Origin of the sequence: Wolbachia endosymbiont of Oryzaephilus surinamensis (genome assembly GCF_025617515.1) — a bacterium.
Taxonomy (GTDB): domain Bacteria; phylum Pseudomonadota; class Alphaproteobacteria; order Rickettsiales; family Anaplasmataceae; genus Wolbachia.
Genome location: NZ_CP092526.1, coordinates 901,827 through 919,710, shown reverse-complemented (window position 1 = coordinate 919,710; position 17,884 = coordinate 901,827). Strand labels below are relative to the sequence as shown.

Annotated in this window: 17 protein-coding genes and 3 pseudogenes; 15 read left to right on the top strand and 5 right to left on the bottom strand. The window is 33.8% G+C overall.

Annotation, left to right across the window (positions count from 1 at the left end):
• Window positions 1-3: 3 nt before the first annotated feature.
• The 6 genes from MJ631_RS04095 (at window position 4) to MJ631_RS04070 (ending at window position 4,995) form a co-directional block, all read left to right on the top strand.
• Complete coding sequence (locus MJ631_RS04095; protein WP_010404733.1) at window positions 4-357, top strand: YraN family protein; 354 nt, start codon at window positions 4-6, stop codon at window positions 355-357.
• A 38-nt stretch (window positions 358-395) separates the two neighbouring features.
• The gene (gene atpH / locus MJ631_RS04090) at window positions 396-944 is read left to right on the top strand and encodes an ATP synthase F1 subunit delta (RefSeq protein WP_007302557.1); all 549 of its coding nucleotides are present in this window, start codon (window positions 396-398) and stop codon (window positions 942-944) included.
• The gene (gene atpA / locus MJ631_RS04085) at window positions 941-2,482 is read left to right on the top strand and encodes a F0F1 ATP synthase subunit alpha (protein WP_007302558.1); all 1,542 of its coding nucleotides are present in this window, start codon (window positions 941-943) and stop codon (window positions 2,480-2,482) included. The genes atpH and atpA overlap by 4 nt, the downstream gene beginning before the upstream one ends.
• A 9-nt stretch (window positions 2,483-2,491) precedes the next feature.
• Window positions 2,492-2,986, top strand: coding sequence for a transcription elongation factor GreA (greA, locus tag MJ631_RS04080; protein WP_007302559.1), 495 nt, complete (start codon window positions 2,492-2,494; stop codon window positions 2,984-2,986).
• A 3-nt stretch (window positions 2,987-2,989) separates the two neighbouring features.
• On the top strand, window positions 2,990-3,634 hold the full coding sequence (gene ribB / locus MJ631_RS04075; protein ID WP_007302560.1) for a 3,4-dihydroxy-2-butanone-4-phosphate synthase: 645 nt from the start codon (window positions 2,990-2,992) through the stop codon (window positions 3,632-3,634).
• A gap of 71 nt (window positions 3,635-3,705) precedes the next feature.
• Window positions 3,706-4,995 carry a M48 family metalloprotease gene (locus MJ631_RS04070; protein ID WP_007302561.1) on the top strand — a complete coding sequence of 430 codons (1,290 nt, stop codon included), beginning with the start codon at window positions 3,706-3,708 and terminating at the stop codon, window positions 4,993-4,995.
• A gap of 1 nt (window position 4,996) precedes the next feature.
• Here the strand turns inward: MJ631_RS04070 and MJ631_RS04065 are convergent, their stop codons facing one another.
• The 3 genes and pseudogenes from MJ631_RS04065 to MJ631_RS04050 form a co-directional block, all read right to left on the bottom strand.
• The gene (locus tag MJ631_RS04065) at window positions 4,997-5,332 is read right to left on the bottom strand and encodes a TrbC/VirB2 family protein (RefSeq protein WP_007302562.1); all 336 of its coding nucleotides are present in this window, start codon (window positions 5,330-5,332) and stop codon (window positions 4,997-4,999) included.
• A 95-nt stretch (window positions 5,333-5,427) separates the two neighbouring features.
• Window positions 5,428-6,162: a 3-oxoacyl-[acyl-carrier-protein] reductase gene (gene fabG, locus MJ631_RS04060; protein ID WP_213863926.1), complete on the bottom strand. Its 735-nt coding sequence runs from the start codon at window positions 6,160-6,162 to the stop codon at window positions 5,428-5,430.
• Between the two features lie 473 nt (window positions 6,163-6,635).
• A pseudogene (locus MJ631_RS04050) lies at window positions 6,636-7,584 on the bottom strand (IS5 family transposase).
• 137 nt (window positions 7,585-7,721) lie between these two features.
• On the opposite strand from MJ631_RS04050, the gene MJ631_RS04045 reads away from it, so the two are divergent.
• The 7 genes and pseudogenes from MJ631_RS04045 to MJ631_RS04010 all read left to right on the top strand — a co-directional run bounded on the left by MJ631_RS04045 (window position 7,722) and on the right by MJ631_RS04010 (window position 15,208).
• Window positions 7,722-7,853 carry a hypothetical protein gene (locus MJ631_RS04045; protein ID WP_007302564.1) on the top strand — a complete coding sequence of 44 codons (132 nt, stop codon included), beginning with the start codon at window positions 7,722-7,724 and terminating at the stop codon, window positions 7,851-7,853.
• 65 nt (window positions 7,854-7,918) lie between these two features.
• Window positions 7,919-10,573, top strand: a complete 2,655-nt coding sequence (ppdK, locus tag MJ631_RS04040) for a pyruvate, phosphate dikinase (RefSeq protein ID WP_262986189.1) — start codon at window positions 7,919-7,921, stop codon at window positions 10,571-10,573.
• A gap of 188 nt (window positions 10,574-10,761) precedes the next feature.
• A pseudogene (locus MJ631_RS04035) lies at window positions 10,762-11,028 on the top strand (hypothetical protein); the annotation flags it as partial.
• An 82-nt stretch (window positions 11,029-11,110) separates the two neighbouring features.
• Window positions 11,111-12,523 (top strand): IS4-like element ISWosp2 family transposase, encoded by a 1,413-nt coding sequence (locus tag MJ631_RS04030; protein WP_214303148.1) that lies wholly within the window; start codon window positions 11,111-11,113, stop codon window positions 12,521-12,523.
• A complete protein-coding gene (locus MJ631_RS04025; RefSeq protein WP_262986187.1) occupies window positions 12,514-13,641 on the top strand; it encodes a hypothetical protein in 1,128 nt (375 codons plus the stop codon). Before MJ631_RS04030 ends, MJ631_RS04025 begins: the two co-directional genes overlap by 10 nt.
• A gap of 209 nt (window positions 13,642-13,850) precedes the next feature.
• Window positions 13,851-14,934: pseudogene (locus MJ631_RS08075) on the top strand (efflux RND transporter periplasmic adaptor subunit).
• Window positions 14,935-15,082: 148 nt separating this feature from the next.
• Window positions 15,083-15,208 (top strand): hypothetical protein, encoded by a 126-nt coding sequence (locus MJ631_RS04010; RefSeq protein WP_262986184.1) that lies wholly within the window; start codon window positions 15,083-15,085, stop codon window positions 15,206-15,208.
• Here MJ631_RS04010 and MJ631_RS04005 read toward each other — a convergent pair.
• Window positions 15,193-16,605 carry an IS4-like element ISWosp2 family transposase gene (locus tag MJ631_RS04005; RefSeq protein WP_214303148.1) on the bottom strand — a complete coding sequence of 471 codons (1,413 nt, stop codon included), beginning with the start codon at window positions 16,603-16,605 and terminating at the stop codon, window positions 15,193-15,195. The genes MJ631_RS04010 and MJ631_RS04005 overlap by 16 nt on opposite strands.
• 118 nt (window positions 16,606-16,723) lie before the next feature.
• Between MJ631_RS04005 and MJ631_RS04000 the strand changes: the two genes are divergently transcribed.
• Together MJ631_RS04000 and MJ631_RS03995 are read left to right on the top strand one after the other, a co-directional pair.
• Entirely contained in the window at window positions 16,724-17,122 is a 399-nt protein-coding gene (locus MJ631_RS04000; RefSeq protein WP_262986183.1) for a hypothetical protein, read from the top strand.
• Between the two features lie 111 nt (window positions 17,123-17,233).
• Window positions 17,234-17,503 carry a hypothetical protein gene (locus MJ631_RS03995; protein ID WP_246485331.1) on the top strand — a complete coding sequence of 90 codons (270 nt, stop codon included), beginning with the start codon at window positions 17,234-17,236 and terminating at the stop codon, window positions 17,501-17,503.
• A 57-nt stretch (window positions 17,504-17,560) separates the two neighbouring features.
• Here MJ631_RS03995 and grxD read toward each other — a convergent pair whose 3' ends face one another.
• Complete coding sequence (grxD, locus tag MJ631_RS03990) at window positions 17,561-17,878, bottom strand: Grx4 family monothiol glutaredoxin (protein ID WP_007302570.1); 318 nt, start codon at window positions 17,876-17,878, stop codon at window positions 17,561-17,563.
• Window positions 17,879-17,884 lie beyond the last annotated feature (6 nt).

Below are 17,884 nucleotides of genomic sequence, written 5' to 3'. Positions count from 1 at the left end.
TTTATGGTAAGTAGGTTACGCTATTTTGTAGGTTACTTTGGAGAATTGTTAGTTTCGATATATTTAAAGCTGAAATTCTATAATGTTATAAAACGTCGCTTCCGTTGTAAGTTGGGTGAAATTGACTTAATTGTATCTAAAAAAAGGGAGCTGATTTTTATAGAAGTTAAAACAAGTTTATTTGGAAAAGAAGTACCGATATCTCATTTTCAGTGTCAGTCTATTATAAATTCTTCTAAATATTTCTTAAGTAAAAATCTTGATTTTTTAGATTATTCAGTCAGATATGATTTATGTTTTCTTTCCTTAAGGAGAAGACCTATTTATATAAAAAATGCTTGGATTGAACAATGGTAGCTAAAATAATTTAGATTTACTAGAACAGGTAATTGAATATGAAAAACAATAATTTAGTTTCATCTTATGCTAGAGCACTGTTTCATGTCTCAGGAAGCAGATTAGGTATTATAAGAAAAGAAGTAGAATTTTTGTTAGCTTTTTTTAAAGATCAAGATGTTTTTGTGTATCTATCTCATCCTATGGTTTCTCTTTTGCACAAAAAAGAAGCGATACTTTCTATAAAGGAGAACTTGAGTGAAAACTTAGTCAAATTTATTATGGTTACACTTGCAAACAAGCGCTCCCGTTTATTAATCCTTATATTAGAAAAATTCTTAAATCTTGTAAGGGAAAGTGAAAATGAATTGGAAATTACTATAAAATCAGCAGAGATTTTAAAGAAACCTGATATAAAAATAATTACTGAATCTTTGAACTTTCTTGGTAAAATAATAAAAGTCAGTCATGTGGTTGATCCTTCTATACTAGGTGGCTTTGTAGTTAGGTATGGTTTTAACGTGATTGATGCTTCGCTTAAGAGTTATTTGGATAGATTGGTTGATTTGAGTAAAATGGAAATGTTGAAAATAAGGAATTGTATATGAAGAATAGCATAAATGCCTCTGAAGTAGTAAACATAATAAAAGAGAAGGTTGAGACATTTGATAATCCTATAAAACGAGAAAATATAGGTGAAGTAATTTCAGTAACGGATGGTATCACATTGGTCTATGGGCTGGAAAAAGCAAAGTTTGGTGAAAAGGTATCTTTTGCAAGCGGTGTAGAAGGAATAGTTCTTGATTTAGATCATGATACAGCTGGAATAGTTGTGCTTGGCAATGACCGTGATGTAAAAGAAGGGGACGTTGTAAAATGTAGTGGTGATGTTGTACAGGTGCCTGTAGGTCATGAATTATTAGGGAGAGTTGTAAATGCATTAGGCGATCCTATAGACGATGGCGGAGAAATTAGAGCCAAGAACAAAATGTATATAGAATCTAAAGCGCCAGGTATTATTGACCGTAAATCTGTGCATGAACCTCTGCAGACAGGAATTAAAATTATAGATTTGTTGATTCCTATAGGTAGAGGGCAACGTGAATTAATTATTGGCGATAGACAAATTGGTAAAACCACTATTGCGATTGATACTATTATCAATCAGAAGAAGATTAATGATGAGGTAAACGAAAATCAAAAAATTTACTGTGTTTATGTTGCTATTGGACAAAAAATTTCGACAGTAGCAAAAGTGGTGAATAAGCTAAAAGAAAGTGGAGCATTAGAGTATACAACCGTAGTTGTGGCTAGCGCATCTGACTGCGCGCCTATGCAATTTTTAGCACCTTATACCGGTTGCACTATTGGAGAATTTTTCCGTGATAATGGAATGCATTGCTTGGTGGTATATGATGATTTATCTAAGCATGCTGTGGCATATAGGCAGATGTCCTTATTGCTTAGACGTCCTCCTGGTCGTGAAGCTTATCCTGGAGATATATTCTATGTACACTCTCGCTTGCTTGAAAGAGCTGCCAAAATGTCTGATGAAAAAGGACAGGGATCTTTGACTGCTTTGCCGATTATTGAGACTCAGGCTGGCGATGTATCTGCATATGTTCCAACTAATGTGATTTCAATTACCGATGGACAAATTTTTCTTGAGTCTGAATTGTTTCACAAAGGATTTCGCCCTGCAGTGAATATAGGTTTATCGGTTTCTCGGGTTGGCTCTGCTGCACAATTGAAATCTGTGAAAAAAGTTGCTGGTTCTATAAAGCTGAGTTTGGCCCAATATAGAGAACTGGAAGACTTTGCTAAATTTGGTTCTGATCTTGATGCTACTGTTCAATTGTCCTTAAACAAAGGTAAATACCTTATTGAATTATTAAAGCAAAAACAGTATTCACCTATGCAAATAGAAGAGCAAGTATTGCTTATGTATATCTTTTCTAATCTGTATGGTCAATTAAATAAGGTACAGGTGAGCAACATCAATAGGTTCGAGTGTGATCTTATCAATTATTTTCAAACTGTTCACCCTGGAGTTTTAAAAAAGTTGTCGGGTGACATGAATGATGATATAAAAGATGATATTCTTGGTATTGTGAGTGATTTTGTCACTCAATTTAATTGCGTTTAGGCGGTGATTATGACTTCATCCATTGTTAACAAGTTTCCTATTACAAGGGAAGGTTTTGAGAGTATGCAAGTCGAACTTGAGAAATTAAAGGAAGAAAAACCTTCTATCATACAGGCTATTTCTGATGCTCGTGATCAAGGCGATTTATCAGAAAATGCAGAATATCATGCAGCACGGGAGAGATTAAGTTTTATTGAAGGCCGTATAATTGAGGTAGAAAGTAAACTTTCACATGCAGAAGTGATAGAAGTAAAAAATTTGTCTGGTGATACAGTAATGTTTGGTGCAACTGTTACGGTAAGCATGCTCGGTGATGATAACAGTGAAATTGAATATGTTTATAAGATTGTAGGTGGATATGAAGCTGATGCTTCAAAGCAATTGATCTCTACGGATTCACCACTCGGTAGTGCTTTAATTGGCAAAAAAGTTGGTGAGTATGTGGAAGTGATAGTGCCAAATGGAGAGAAATTGTATAAAATAGTTAAGATTGAGTTTAAGTAAATCATGGTACAAGTAACTTATCCTTCAATTAGTCTACCCGGTATTTCTTCTGTGGAAGATGTATTGAGGGATGCTAGTTCTGGTAAATTATTCATTTTAGTTGACGATGAAAACAGAGAGAATGAAGGTGATCTGATTGTATTAGCTGAGAAATTAGAGCCAGAACATGTGGCTTTTATGGTTAGATACGGTACAGGGATTGTTTGTTTAGCAATGACTAAAGTTCATATGAAAAGGTTAGGCCTTAGTTTCATGGAAAAAAAAAATGTTGGTGAAAATCATACTGCTTTTACTACATCAATTGATGCACGTTATGGTATTACTACGGGTGTTTCAGCTGAGGATAGAACAAAAACTATACATGTTGCTATTGATAAAAATAGAACTCAGGATGACATTATAACTCCCGGTCATATTTTTCCTGTGATTGCACATGAGGGTGGAGTAGAGCAACGTGCTGGTCATACTGAAGCAAGTGTTGAGATAGCTAAGTTAGTGGGATGTAATCATTCTGCAGTTATTTGTGAATTAGTGAATGATGATGGCTCTATGATGCGCTTACCCCAGTTGCTTGAATTTGCTGAACAACATAATATTAAGTTAACTACCATTGATAAACTTATCAGTTACGTTCAAAATTTAAACTAGCGTTTATAGATTCGTATAGTTTAAGTGTTAAAATATAAAATTCCTCAAAGTTATACAAACAAGGAATTTCCATGTCTAAGCTTTTTGTTTTACTATTTTTTTTCGTATACTGTAATAGCGCTTACTCTGTTAGTATTATTAGAGATAGTGAAGTGGAAGCGGTAGTTAAGGATCTAGCGCAACCTTTATTTTCTGCTGCGGGTATTGATAATGATAAAATAAAAGTTTTTATAGTTGATGATAGATCGATTAATGCTTTTGTAATTAACAATAATAGCATTTTCATTCATTTAGGGCTTTTACAATATTCGACTGAACCTTATGTCTTACTTGGTATATTAGCACATGAAATTGCTCATATATCTGCTGGTCATGTATTACAAATGAGTAGTGCTGTAGGTTATTTTCAATCAATAGCAATGATTAGTTATATGGTAGGATTAGTTTCTAGTATTGTCATTAACCCTCAGGTTGCGAGTGCAATCTTGCTTAGTGGTGTAACGCTTAGTTCAAGGTTGTTTTTTAACTATTCTCAAGAGCAAGAGAGTGTAGCAGATAGCTATGCTTTAAGATACCTAGATGAATCTGGCTATGATAATTTGGGTATGAAAGAGATTTTTGACTATTTTAAGAGTATTGAGCATGAAAACACTGAAGAGTATTTCCGCACTCACCCACTTAGTGATAAGCGTATATTTGCTGTACAGAATTATAAGGTTAAAAACAATATAAAACCAATCCTTGCAGATAAATTGCTGAAGTTTGAGCGTATGGTTGCAAAGCTAGACTCTTTTTTTGCTCCTATTCATGTGTTATCTAATAAATATGAAGGTAGTTCTAAGTATGTAAATGCTGTAATTCACTATAGGCAAGGAAAGATAGAAGAGGCTATTACTAAAGTTAATTCATTGATTCAAGAGTCACGCAATGATCCTTATTTATATGAATTAAAAGCGGAGATGTTATACAAAGCTGGAAATTTAAGTGAAGCAATAAAAATGTATGAAGAATCACTTAGATATTTATCTGAGAAGAATAACTATTTAGTGAAACTTGCGTTATCTCATACTTTATTATTACACGGTGAAATAGAGAAGGCAATTTTTTACCTAGAGCAGGTTGCAAACGTAGAAACAAATAACGCCTTTGTCTGGAAGTATTTAAGTATTGCATATAAACGTAGCGCTGATATGGCAATGTATTATTTTGCTTTGACGAAAAAGGCTTGTATTGAAGGTAATTTAGAGAAATTTATGAAGTACGCTGAGTTAGCTATTAAAACTTTACCGAAAGACAGTCATTATTTGTTACAGATTGAAGACATGAAGGAACAATACACACAAAAACATCCTGATTTTTAAGTTATTTTTCCCCACACTTGCTCAACATACTATCTTGTTTAATGCTATCGGGTATAATTTTCATTATAATCGCTTTGGCACCAAAAAATACACCACAAAACATACCTAGGGCAAAGAGAGCTGGCCATGGCATTCTACCAAATATTGCAAGCAAAGCTGCACCTATTATGACTACAGTCATAAGTGGCCCACCTATTCCCCAAATATAACCAATAATATTGCATATTACTTGGGCAGTTGTATCATCTATATCAGTAGCAGCATTTGCGTAATCTGAAAAAGAGAGAAACAGCACTATACACAAAGCATTAAAAAATTTTTTTATTATATAGCTCATTCTTTTGCCTCCAAGTAATAAACTAACGCGAAAATAAATTTATATATATACTTATTGTAAAGTAAAACTTATAATTTGTCCATAAATAAGTGTTGCTACATAAATAGCCCACCATTGATGTTAAGCACATGTCCCGTTATATATTTTGCCTCATCGCTTGCTAAAAACAATACTCCTGCTGCTATTTCTTTTCCTGTTCCCACTCTTTTCATTGGGATGTTATCTAATATTTTTTCCTTTTGTCCTTCATTTAAAACTTCAGTCATTTTAGTATCTATAAATCCAGGAGCAATGCAATTTACTGTTACACCGCGACTTGCAACTTCTTTTGCTATAGATTTGCTCATAGCTATTATTCCAGCTTTTGATGCTGCATAATTTACTTGCCCGGCATTTCCTGTCAATCCTACTATTGAAGAAATATTTATGATTCTTCCCCAATTATTTTTAATTAATTTCTTGCATGCTTCTCTATTTAGCTTAAATGTGGAGGTCAAATTAATATCAATCACCTTTTGCCATGCTTCATCTGTCATTCTCAACAATAAGCTGTCTTGTGTAATTCCTGCATTGCATATGAGTCCATCAAAGCCTTTCATCAACTCACTTGCTTTATTTATTAGTTGATTTACCTCTTCAGGATTTGATAAGTTGCAAGGAAGTACGTGAATGTTTTTTTCATATTTTTTAGCAACTTCTTCGAGTATTTCTTTTTTTGTACTAGAAATACATAAAGTTGCTCTGGCCTTATGCATAATTTCTACAATTGCCTGGCCTATTCCGCCTGATGCACCAGTAATCAGAAATTTCTTATTCTCTAATCCAAACATAATAATTTTTATTTGTTCCAGCTCTTAACAGAATATTAAAAGACTTGCAATAGATTTTTTGCATAACTTTCATTTAATAGAAGCTTCTTGATAAATCTTGTGTTTATTGGCGAAATTATGGCGGCTGCATGCCTTTTTTTATTTTTTTCTATTCAGCCTAAACACGCTTCGTTTAAGCGTTAGCACATTATCAATTACAGTAATAAAATCAGCACCATGTGGATTCTTTTGCCTTTTTTTGATTGGTAAATTTCTTAACACTTATAGCTAAAGTAATTTAAGAGAGCCAGCGCGTGACTAGTTCTTATTACTTGATCAGTCTTCTGGATCCCAGTGTCTGGGCACTGGGATGACAGGAGTGTGAGATAAGGCTACATTCATACTCTAACAGGTATGACGGTGTCATTCCAGCACTTGACGCTGGAATGGCTTTGTTGCACAGCTCTTCGGATAGTGGGTAATGTATAATAAATTCATGAAGCTATATCAAACTTAGCCATGCCTATTTCAGTAAATTTGTTAAGCAAATAACACTTGAGTAGCAGTTCCTTCTCACGATTAATCTCAGATTTATTCCTAAAACTAAATCCAAATATTTGCTTCAGTCGCGAGAAAAAACTTTCTATATAAGATCTCTTCCAATAATTTATCTCTTTTTTCCACCTCTTCATACCATCTTCATCATATGACTTTATGAGCTTGATTGTAGAATTTCTCTCATTCATATAATCCAACTTTGGATGCTCTACTGCATTATTTTGCGGAGGAATCCTTGTCTTTATGTCAAGCTCATCGCACAGTTTGTATAACTTCTTTCGATCTATCTGCATATATCGTGCTTATGTTATACTTGGTATCCACTCTTTCAATAAGATCACAGGCTCCATAGTGGTCGGAATAAACTCCACTACTGTATTTTGCAGCTATAACTTTTTTACTACCTATCTCTAGCATTACATGTAGCTTTCTTGTTTGCTCATAGCGGCGATACTTTCTATCTGTACCATTTGCCTTACTATGGCCTGGAATATTATTGTAGATGCTGATACCTGTACTATCTATAGCAATTTCAATATCTTCCATATCGTTCTTATCAACTCTGCAGTCGTTGATTTTGATATTAAGCTTTTTAAACCTTCTTGAAGCCTGCGAATAGCTGATAATTTGCAAAATTTTCCCTATTTGCTCAAGATATTTCTCTATAAATCCCACTGTTTGCCTAAGACCAATCCTGAATAGATAGGTTATTATGTGAATTAGAATCACTACTTTGTCGCTGTAGACATTGTTGCCACCTGCTACTTTTGGACTATTTTCGTACCAATTTTCAATGGCATCGTTGATATAATGAAAAACATTTCCCCTTTCTTGAAGAAATTTGTTATATTCATTGCAGTTACTGACTTTCATTCTTATTGGCATATTTTTCCTTTGTCGGCTAAATATCTATTTTATAACAAATTCCATCAGTAACTGCCTGTTCTTTCCTTGAGTGGTGCAACAAAGCCTGCTGGAATCCAGAAGTCTTTACTATAAATAAGCATATTGAGCACAAAATTATGCTAAAACACAACGTTTTTGTTGAGATTATGGACGAACTGGATTCCAGCGTCATGCGCTGGAATGACATCATAGAGGTCATTGAGATGACAGAAAAGAGTACTGGAATGAAAGGAAAAGAGGCTATTTAATTGTGCTGAATTTTACAAAATTTATTACTCCTGCCTGACAAATTTATTAGAATAGTATGTATAGTATGTTTATTAGTGAAAATCCGAAAAAAATGCAAGAAAAGTTAATATATTACTTTAGCCAAAGCAACTGTGAAGGTAATGCAGCAATGAGAAATCTACTAGGAGGGAAGGGAGCAAATCTGGCAGAGATGTGTAACATTGGCATTCCTGTTCCACCTGGTTTTACAATTTCCACTGCTGTTTGTCAGGCCTATTGTCAAGATAATGAATTGTCTTGTGATCTACGTAACGAGATAAAAAACTACATGGCGATGCTCGAAAGTGACATCGGTTGTAAATTCGGGGATTCAAATAATCCTTTATTAGTTTCCATACGCTCTGGTAGTGTGAATTCAATGCCGGGCATGCTCGATACAGTCCTAAATGTTGGCCTAAATGATGCAACCGTTGTTGGGCTTGCAAAAAAAAGTGGCGAACGTTTTGCCTATGATAGCTACTGTCGTTTCATCATGATGTACTCGAGTGTTGTACTACAGCTTGACCATCACTTATTTCAAGACATTGTTGATGGTGAACAGCAAAAAAGTGGAGCAAAAAGCTTAGCTGATCTTAATGTTGATGTTTTAAAGAAAATTGTTAATGATTTTAAAGAGATAGTATGTGAAAAAACTGGAAAGCATTTCCCGCAGAACGTTGAAGAGCAATTGTTAAACTCGGTTAATGCAGTATTTGCCTCTTGGAAAAACGATAGGGCTGTTTCCTATAGAAGAATACATAATATTCCTGAAAACCTTGGAACTGCAGTTAATGTACAAGCAATGGTTTTTGGTAATCTGAATGATAATTCAGCAACTGGTGTGATATTTACAAGGAATCCTTCAACTGGAGAAAAAAAGCTTTTTGGTGAGTTTTTAGTTAATGCTCAGGGTGAGGATGTGGTTTCTGGTGTTTATACTCCTATGCCAATTGACGGGGAGCAAGAAAGTACCATGGAGAAGTTGCTACCAAGTGTCTACCGAGAATTATGCGCGGTATGTGAAAAACTTGAAAGGCATAATAAGGACATGCAGGATATCGAATTTACTGTACAGGACGGTAAGTTATGGATTTTGCAGACCAGGTCTGGCAAGCGCACAGCCGAAGCTGCTATTCGCATAATAGTTGATATGGTAGAAGAAGGAGCGATTACAAAAGAGGAAGGAATATTGAGAATTGATCCAAAAACTTTTGACAATTTATTGCATCCAGTTCTTGATGTTAAAATCGATCAAGAAGTAATAGGCAAAGGACTGCCAGCTTCTCCAGGTGTTGCTTCTGGATATGTAGTATTCAGTGCAAGTGATGCTGAAAAAGCTGCAGAGCAGGGTAAAAAAGTAATTTTGGTAAGATCAGAGACGAGCCCTGAAGATATTAATGGAATGAATGCTGCAAGTGGAATAGTAACAGCGCGAGGAGGTATGACCTCGCATGCCGCTGTTGTAACTCGTGGAATGGGTAAACCATGCATTTGTAGTCTAAATGGACTTTATATTGATAAAGATGAAAAATTTCTTTCTATGGGGGATATAAAAGTAAATAAAGGTGAATCAATCACCATCAATGGAGGAACAGGAGAGGTTATGCTTGGTATTCTTCCTACAATTTTGCCTGAATTATCTCAAGAATTCAAAACGATAATTAACTGGGTAGATGAAATCAAAACAGTGAAGGTGAGAGCGAATGCTGATACTCCAAAAGATGCAAAAATTGCAAAAGAATTCGGTTCAGAAGGTATAGGATTATGTCGCACAGAACATATGTTTTTTGCTAGTGATAGAATCGAATTCATTCAAAAGTTGATAATAGCTGATGATGAAAATGAAAGGACAAATGCATTAAATAAACTCGAAGAAATGCAAAAGTCTGATTTCAAAGAAATATTTTCTATTATGGAGGGCAGGGAGGTTACTATACGTTTACTTGATCCACCTCTACATGAGTTTTTGCCCCACAATCAATCTATTATAGAGAAAATTGCCAAATCACTGAATAAGTCAGTTGAATCAGTAAAAAATAAAATAGCACAGTTATCAGAAAAAAATCCAATGCTTGGCCATCGAGGTTGTAGACTTGCTATTTCTCATCCTGAAATATATGGCATGCAAATTAGGGCAATACTCAGTGCTGCAAGTGAATTAAGGAAAGAAAAGAAGATAGAAGTGAAACCTGAAATCATGATTCCTTTTATCATGAGTGAGAAAGAGTTTATTCTGATATGCGAGTTAATAAAGAAAGAAGCCGAAAATTTCGATGTGAACTATTCAATTGGAACGATGATAGAACTGCCAAGAGCAGCACTTATTGCTGACAAACTCGCAAAACACGCAGAATTTTTTAGTTTTGGCACTAATGATTTAACACAAACAACTATGGGACTTTCACGAGATGATTCAGTTAATTTCCTCGATTCTTATAAGGAAAGCAACATATTCAAAAACGATCCCTTTGAGGTGCTAGATGTCGAAGGGGTAGGGGAATTAATCAGAATAGCTATCGAAAGGGGCAAAAAAACCAGAAAAGAAATTAAACTTGGTATATGTGGAGAGCATGGAGCGAATCCACAGTCCATAGAGTTTTTCATCAAATCAGGGGTTGATTATGTGTCATGCTCGCCTTATAGAGTACTGGTTGCAAAATTAGTGGCAGCACAGCTTAGCATAAGTTTGTTGGGTAAATAGCGATAACTAACTGTGCGAACATAGATTCGGCTAACAAGTAGCGGAATGATGATTTTTCAAATTGTCGATAAATCTAAGTCAGTTTAGCTATTTTGCTGCTGCTTTTTCTTTTCTTAATATCTTAAGAAAGATTGACTTTTTGTCTAAAATAATAAATATAGGATAAAATAATAGTGAGTGAGGTAAAAATGTCAATATCAAAAGAACGTAAGGAATATTTACTAGAAAAGTTTAAATATGCTGCCAAAGAATTTGGCAAGTCTGGTACAAAGTCCAATCATCTAGCAGTACCAAAGGAACAGCAACTCTCTATTGATTTAGGTAATAGAAAAGTTTTTGGTATCATAAATAAGATTCTGTATTGGATAGAGAATAATTTTACTTATTTTTTTCCACGATATAATTTGTTTCCAGAAGTTGGAGTTGAAGGAAGAAAAATTCCTGGAACTAATACAAGCTTACTATTACCCACAAATATAAATGGACATAAAAATAAAGTATTACAACATTAAAGTTTGCAAACATTGAGGGTAAAAAATGGCAAACAGGAATAATGAATGGGCTGAAAATGAATTTGGAGATGCTGTACTTGGAGATAAAAGGTTAACTGACCGATTAGTAAATATTGCTGATAGTTTTACAAGTTTACCTGAAAGCTCAATCAATCAGGCGTGTGGAAGTTGGTCAGAAGCAAAAGCAGCATATCGTTTTTTTCAAAATGAGAACGTGAAAGAAGGCGATATTCTAGCTTCACACGTTGCTAAAACAGTTGAAAGAACAAAAGCCCATAAAAAAATTTTTGTGATCCAAGATACAAGTTATATTTCATACACAGACCATGAAAAAACAAGTGGATTGGGAGTTATTACAAGAAAACATAGTCAAGGTATTATAATGCATACAGCTCTAGCTGTTAGTATAGAAGGTTTGGTACTAGGGATACTAGATCAAAAAATTTATTCAAGACCTGAAGAATCTGAAAACATAAAAAAAAAGAACAATGACAGTATCCGCATTGAAGATAAAGAGAGTATAAAATGGTTAGAAACTTTAAGCAACACAAACAACATTATTGATTCAACTCAAACTGAGACTATAACTATATGCGATAGAGAAGCAGATATATATGAGTTTTTTGAGCTTGCATATAATCTTAATTCGGCAGTGTTAGTTAGAGCTTCCAAAGATAGGGCAGTAAATAGAAAATCTCGATATCCTGAAAAAGGTGAGCAGAAGTTATGGGAATTTATTAAATCCTCTCATTGTGCAGGTACGGTAAAAGTTGAAGTTCCTGCAAAAGATAATAAGCCAAAAAGAACAGCACATTTGGAAGTTAGATTCGGAAAGTTTATTATGCATCCATCTAAGAATAGTATTAGGCATAAGACAGAAGAATTACTTAAATTACCACACTATGCAGTTTACGTTGTTGAAAAAGACTTTCCTTCTGAAACAAATCCGCTAGAGTGGATGCTTTTAACAAATCTTCCAGTCAATACCTTTGATGAAGCTGTTGAAAAAGTTAGGTGGTATTGTCTTAGATGGAAAATAGAAATATTACATAAAATTTTAAAATCTGGTCTCAAAGTTGAAGAATGTAGGCTTGGAACAGCAGAAAGGTTGATGCGATATTTAACAGTAATGAGTATTATTGCTTGGAGAATTTTCTTTATTACAACAATTGCAAGAACTGATCCAACATTACCGTGTACTACCTTATTAGCCGAAGAAGAATGGAAAGTTCTATATGTAAAAATACATAGAAAACCATGTTCAAATGCAACTCCTACTATAAAAGAAGCTGTTTCATGGATTGCTCAACTTGGAGGACATTTGGCTAGAAAAAATGATCTAGAACCAGGCCCCATTACTATTTGGAAAGGATGGAGACGTCTCTTTGATCTAGCAGAAGGATGGCGACTTGCTCACGAACTTTATATTTGTGGGTAATAGTAAGTAATACAAGGGTTAAGTATTTTAACTCTGATGAACAATTTGATCAAAGAAAATTTATTGGCGAGCAAGATGGGGAACTTAAGTTATACAACTTAGAGGGCAAATTATATGATACAACTGATAAAATTAGTAAGGGTAAAAAAGGTTGTGTAGCTTATGTTATCACGCTTGATGGAAAATTAGTAACTCATGAACATATTAATGTTAACAAAAGCGAATGGGCTTATCGTCATTCAACTCTTGCAGGCGGTAAGCCGATTTTATGTTCTGGTTTAATGAAAGTGGTAAATGGTAAAATAACTTATATAGACAATAATAGCGGGCATTATAAACCAGAATCAGCAAACTTATACAATGCAGTGAAAAAGTTAGAAGGTCTATTTTCGAAAGATGCGAAAGTTGTTTGCTTACCATATTGGATTAGCTTGAAAAAACAAATTCCGCTTATACGCAAAATTAATCTAGCCAAACGAGAGCCAGTAGAGGAATTCTTGAAAAGGATGGAGAAAAAAGGGAAAGATGGATTGACTCAATATAAAAGACATTTTGAAAAGATAAAGAAATTTAATGAGCAATATGAACAAAAATTCCTTCTTGCAAACTATAAGTCACCTACAAATGAACTGTCCTACAAACCAACTATACATAAAAAACACAGATTGAAATACTCTGAATATATTAACTTACACCTTAATTTTTTGAAAGAGTTTGATGAAAGTCCTGAAGTGCAAAAAATAGCAATAGAACATTCAATAAGAAGGGTTATTGGAGCAAATTATGGCCATAAGCCTACAGTTGCGCTTGCTAAGGCACAGGTAATAGATAAAGATGGAAAGCTGCAAGAAACGGACGAAATAGTAGGTATAAATGTTGCTTTTCACCATGAGAATGATCGTGATGGCTTTGCTAAACTTCTAGATTTTAAAAAGTATAGCTATATTTGCGAACCTCATTTGCAAGATAAAAAAAATAGAGCAGATATGGAAAAATTAATGCCCAATAAACATGCAGTTTTTATGAGTACAGACCAGGCTAATAAATTTATAAAGGGCACTTTACAAATTAAAATTGATAGTGTTGAGCAATTGGGTGTTGGTTTAGTGATGGGCTAAAGCTCTGTTTAAATATATATTTAGTTTTGTTACAATATTCTTATTTTCATCATATAATATGATGGAAATTTTATGCACAACTTTTTTATTTGATTAAAAATTGCATTTTTGCAATAAAAACTTATTTATTGTAAGAAAACTTGCTCATATAAAACTATTTATAGAGTGACAATAGCTGTGTTATACTTACACTTCTGATTCGAAAATTTATGCAGTTATTTCTAACAAGATTGGTCAATAAATTTTACTGTTTAAGGATGAGAAACAAAGTAATCATCGTTTCCGGTATTGCTCTTATTCTACTGTTTTTTATCAACAGTACATTTTTAAAAAAAGATCAGGCGGTTCATAGTGATAATCCAATTAGTAGTTTTTCATTAAAAACTCAGGATTATACTCCACAAAATCGCACTGTATATTTAAATTTTTCTGGTACGGTAAATCCCTTGCATAGGTTCAGCCTTGTCTCAAGAACAAGTGGTCAAGTTATTGCTATTTATTTGTCTGATGGTGAAAAAGTAAAAAGAGGCGATGTAATTTTAAAGATAGAAGATTATGACAGAGTTGAGCAAGTTGAAAAAGCCAAAGCTTTATTAAATCAGCGTGAAATTGAGTATGATTCCTCTCGAAAATTGAATACAAAAGGGTATGGAGCACAGATAAGAGTGGAATCAGCTTTTACTGCATTGCAGAGTGCAAAAGCTGACCTAAAAAGGCTAGAGTTGGATTTAGAAAATACTGCGATTAAATCCCCTATTGATGGTTATGTAGATAAGATCAACGTAAATGAAGGGGGATTTTGTTAATCTTGGACATAAGATAACTGACATAGTTAATTTTGATCAGGTTCTTGTGGTGTTATATGTTTCAGAAAATGAAGTAAATAAAATAAAGCTAGGTAGCACAGCGCAAATTAATTTGCTAGACGGAAGGGAATTAGTAGGTGAAGTGAGTTTTATTAGTAAAATTGCTGAGCCTAAAACTGGATCTTATAGAGTGGAGGTAAAGGTAACTGATAATGAGATTATATCTTTGCAAGGACTGACTGCTAGTGTAAGCCTCCCTTCAGGTGAAAGATTTGCATATAAAATTCCTTCTTCGGCCTTAAGCTTAAATGACGATGGTATTCTTGGAATAAAGATTGTTGATGATAATAATTATGTAGTATTTACAGCAATAGAAATTGTTGATTATGAAGACGATGGAGTTTGGGTAGTCGCAAATAATGAAAGTAAGCCTATAAAGTTGATAACATTGGGTCATCTATTTGTTAAGCCTGGTGATAAGGTTTAGCTTGTATATACACTTTTAGTAAAAATCAGATAAAATTCCGTGTTAGCAATAATTATAAAAATACTTACTAATATACTTATCTAAGTATTGACAATTATTAACAAGAAAGCTAGTTGTATAAATGTTTTATAAAAAAAGAGTGTATTATATGCCACGTATTAGTGAAGAAAAGTATAAGCGTTATCGTGAGTTGAATAACCTTGACTTAAATAAAAAGTTAAAAGAAGCTATAAATGAGCTAGATTATAATACTTACTATTACCCACAAATATAAAGTTCGTGAGCAAGTCGCCATCCTTCTGCTAGATCAAAGAGACGTCTCCATCCTTTCCAAATAGTAATGGGGCCTGGTTCTAGATCATTTTTTCTAGCCAAATGTCCTCCAAGTTGAGCAATCCATGAAACAGCTTCTTTTATAGTAGGAGTTGCATTTGAACATGGTTTTCTATGTATTTTTACATATAGAACTTTCCATTCTTCTTCGGCTAATAAGGTAGTACACGGTAATGTTGGATCAGTTCTTGCAATTGTTGTAATAAAGAAAATTCTCCAAGCAATAATACTCATTACTGTTAAATATCGCATCAACCTTTCTGCTGTTCCAAGCCTACATTCTTCAACTTTGAGACCAGATTTTAAAATTTTATGTAATATTTCTATTTTCCATCTAAGACAATACCACCTAACTTTTTCAACAGCTTCATCAAAGGTATTGACTGGAAGATTTGTTAAAAGCATCCACTCTAGCGGATTTGTTTCAGAAGGAAAGTCTTTTTCAACAACGTAAACTGCATAGTGTGGTAATTTAAGTAATTCTTCTGTCTTATGCCTAATACTATTCTTAGATGGATGCATAATAAACTTTCCGAATCTAACTTCCAAATGTGCTGTTCTTTTTGGCTTATTATCTTTTGCAGGAACTTCAACTTTTACCGTACCTGCACAATGAGAGGATTTAATAAATTCCCATAACTTCTGCTCACCTTTTTCAGGATATCGAGATTTTCTATTTACTGCCCTATCTTTGGAAGCTCTAACTAACACTGCCGAATTAAGATTATATGCAAGCTCAAAAAACTCATATATATCTGCTTCTCTATCGCATATGGTTATAGTCTCAGTTTGAGTTGAATCAATAATGTTGTTTGTGTTGCTTAAAGTTTCTAACCATTTTATACTCTCTTTATCTTCAATGCGGATACTGTCATTGTTCTTTTTTTTTATGTTTTCAGATTCTTCAGGTCTTGAATAAATTTTTTGATCTAGTATCCCTAGTACCAAACCTTCTATACTAACAGCTAGAGCTGTATGCATTATAATACCTTGACTATGTTTTCTTGTAATAACTCCCAATCCACTTGTTTTTTCATGGTCTGTGTATGAAATATAACTTGTATCTTGGATCACAAAAATTTTTTTATGGGCTTTTGTTCTTTCAACTGTTTTAGCAACGTGTGAAGCTAGAATATCGCCTTCTTTCACGTTCTCATTTTGAAAAAAACGATATGCTGCTTTTGCTTCTGACCAACTTCCACACGCCTGATTGATTGAGCTTTCAGGTAAACTTGTAAAACTATCAGCAATATTTACTAATCGGTCAGTTAACCTTTTATCTCCAAGTACAGCATCTCCAAATTCATTTTCAGCCCATTCATTATTCCTGTTTGCCATTTTTTACCCTCAATGTTTGCAAACTTTAATGTTGTAATACTTTATTTTTATGTCCATTTATATTTGTGGGTAATAGTAAGATTATAATAAGATAAGGAGTATTATTTTTGACAATGAATTGGAGTCAATTGACGATGAAATATATGGTGCATTATTTTTGAATAAATATCCTAGATTTCCCGAGTTTTTACTTATGCTAGGAGACAGTAGTTCAAGTGATGTAGTTAACTTTTTTATACAACATGTTCCAAGTAAATTTTTGTGTGGAGAAGGCCCTAGAAATAGTTTGGGTAATATTCCATGCATAGAATTTATCTTTAGTTACAGACAAGACGCAATACCTACTCTATTAGAGGCTGTTTCAAAATCAGACAGAGACGATACTATCGTATTTGGAAAAGGTTTAGTTTCTAGTGTAAAGAAGAGAATAGAAAACATTGAGAGTAATGGGAGCCCTTATTATAGAAATGAATCTTGTGCAGCATATTCTTGTTCTGATAATCCACAAGATTACTAAGATGCAAAAGAGGCTATTGAAGAATATTGCACAAAAAATGATAATGGTGATTACGAAATCGTTCCAGACTATCTTTTTACTATAAAAGATCAACCTCGAGAGCTAAAGCGATTGTTTATAGATATTGCTGCTGCCATAAGAAGTGATAGTCTTGATAAAGTGCAAAGTGGTCTGAAAGCAATTGAAGCAAGTGTTCCTAAAGCTGATCTGCGCATTATTGATAAAATCAGTACGTCATTAAGTTCTCTAATAAAAAAGGCTAAACAAAATGTAAATATGGCACGCGCTATTAGTGATGTACAGGCAAATATTACTTGGCCTGGTACATTTCTTAAAGAGAATGTCTTATGTACAAATAGTGTACAAAAGTCAAAAAACTAAAGTTTTTAATCAGGCTAGGTGTGAGGCACGCCTATTTTTTTCTTGCTTATTTCCTTACTAAACAATCTGTTTTTCTTTCAATAAACTCTGTAATTCACCTTTTTCATACATCTCGCGGATTATGTCACAGCCACCAATAAACTCTCCCTTTATATATATTTGTGGAATTGTTGGCCAATCAGAAAAACTTTTTATGGACTGACGTATTTCATCATTCTCAAGTACGTTGATGCATTTAAACTTTACATTCAAATTTTTGAGAATTGATACGACGAGCCCAGAGAATCCGCATTGAGGAAAGTCAGAGGTGCCTTTCATATACAGCACTACATCGTTTTCTGCTATGTCTTTTTTTATTTGTTCAAAGTTGTTCATAAATAT

What these genes read in the sequence shown, in the direction of transcription:
- MJ631_RS04010 (WP_262986184.1), top strand. Translation starts at nt 15,083, where the DNA reads ATGCCACGTATTAGTGAAGAAAAGTATAAGCGTTATCGTGAGTTGAAT.
- grxD (WP_007302570.1), bottom strand. Translation starts at nt 17,878, where the DNA reads ATGAACAACTTTGAACAAATAAAAAAAGACATAGCAGAAAACGATGTA.
- fabG (WP_213863926.1), bottom strand. Translation starts at nt 6,162, where the DNA reads ATGTTTGGATTAGAGAATAAGAAATTTCTGATTACTGGTGCATCAGGC.
- ppdK (WP_262986189.1), top strand. Translation starts at nt 7,919, where the DNA reads ATGTTTATTAGTGAAAATCCGAAAAAAATGCAAGAAAAGTTAATATAT.
- atpH (WP_007302557.1), top strand. Translation starts at nt 396, where the DNA reads ATGAAAAACAATAATTTAGTTTCATCTTATGCTAGAGCACTGTTTCAT.
- MJ631_RS04045 (WP_007302564.1), top strand. Translation starts at nt 7,722, where the DNA reads ATGCTAAAACACAACGTTTTTGTTGAGATTATGGACGAACTGGATTCC.
- MJ631_RS04095 (WP_010404733.1), top strand. Translation starts at nt 4, where the DNA reads ATGGTAAGTAGGTTACGCTATTTTGTAGGTTACTTTGGAGAATTGTTA.
- ribB (WP_007302560.1), top strand. Translation starts at nt 2,990, where the DNA reads ATGGTACAAGTAACTTATCCTTCAATTAGTCTACCCGGTATTTCTTCT.
- MJ631_RS04070 (WP_007302561.1), top strand. Translation starts at nt 3,706, where the DNA reads ATGTCTAAGCTTTTTGTTTTACTATTTTTTTTCGTATACTGTAATAGC.
- MJ631_RS04065 (WP_007302562.1), bottom strand. Translation starts at nt 5,332, where the DNA reads ATGAGCTATATAATAAAAAAATTTTTTAATGCTTTGTGTATAGTGCTG.
- MJ631_RS04030 (WP_214303148.1), top strand. Translation starts at nt 11,111, where the DNA reads ATGGCAAACAGGAATAATGAATGGGCTGAAAATGAATTTGGAGATGCT.
- greA (WP_007302559.1), top strand. Translation starts at nt 2,492, where the DNA reads ATGACTTCATCCATTGTTAACAAGTTTCCTATTACAAGGGAAGGTTTT.
- MJ631_RS04005 (WP_214303148.1), bottom strand. Translation starts at nt 16,605, where the DNA reads ATGGCAAACAGGAATAATGAATGGGCTGAAAATGAATTTGGAGATGCT.
- atpA (WP_007302558.1), top strand. Translation starts at nt 941, where the DNA reads ATGAAGAATAGCATAAATGCCTCTGAAGTAGTAAACATAATAAAAGAG.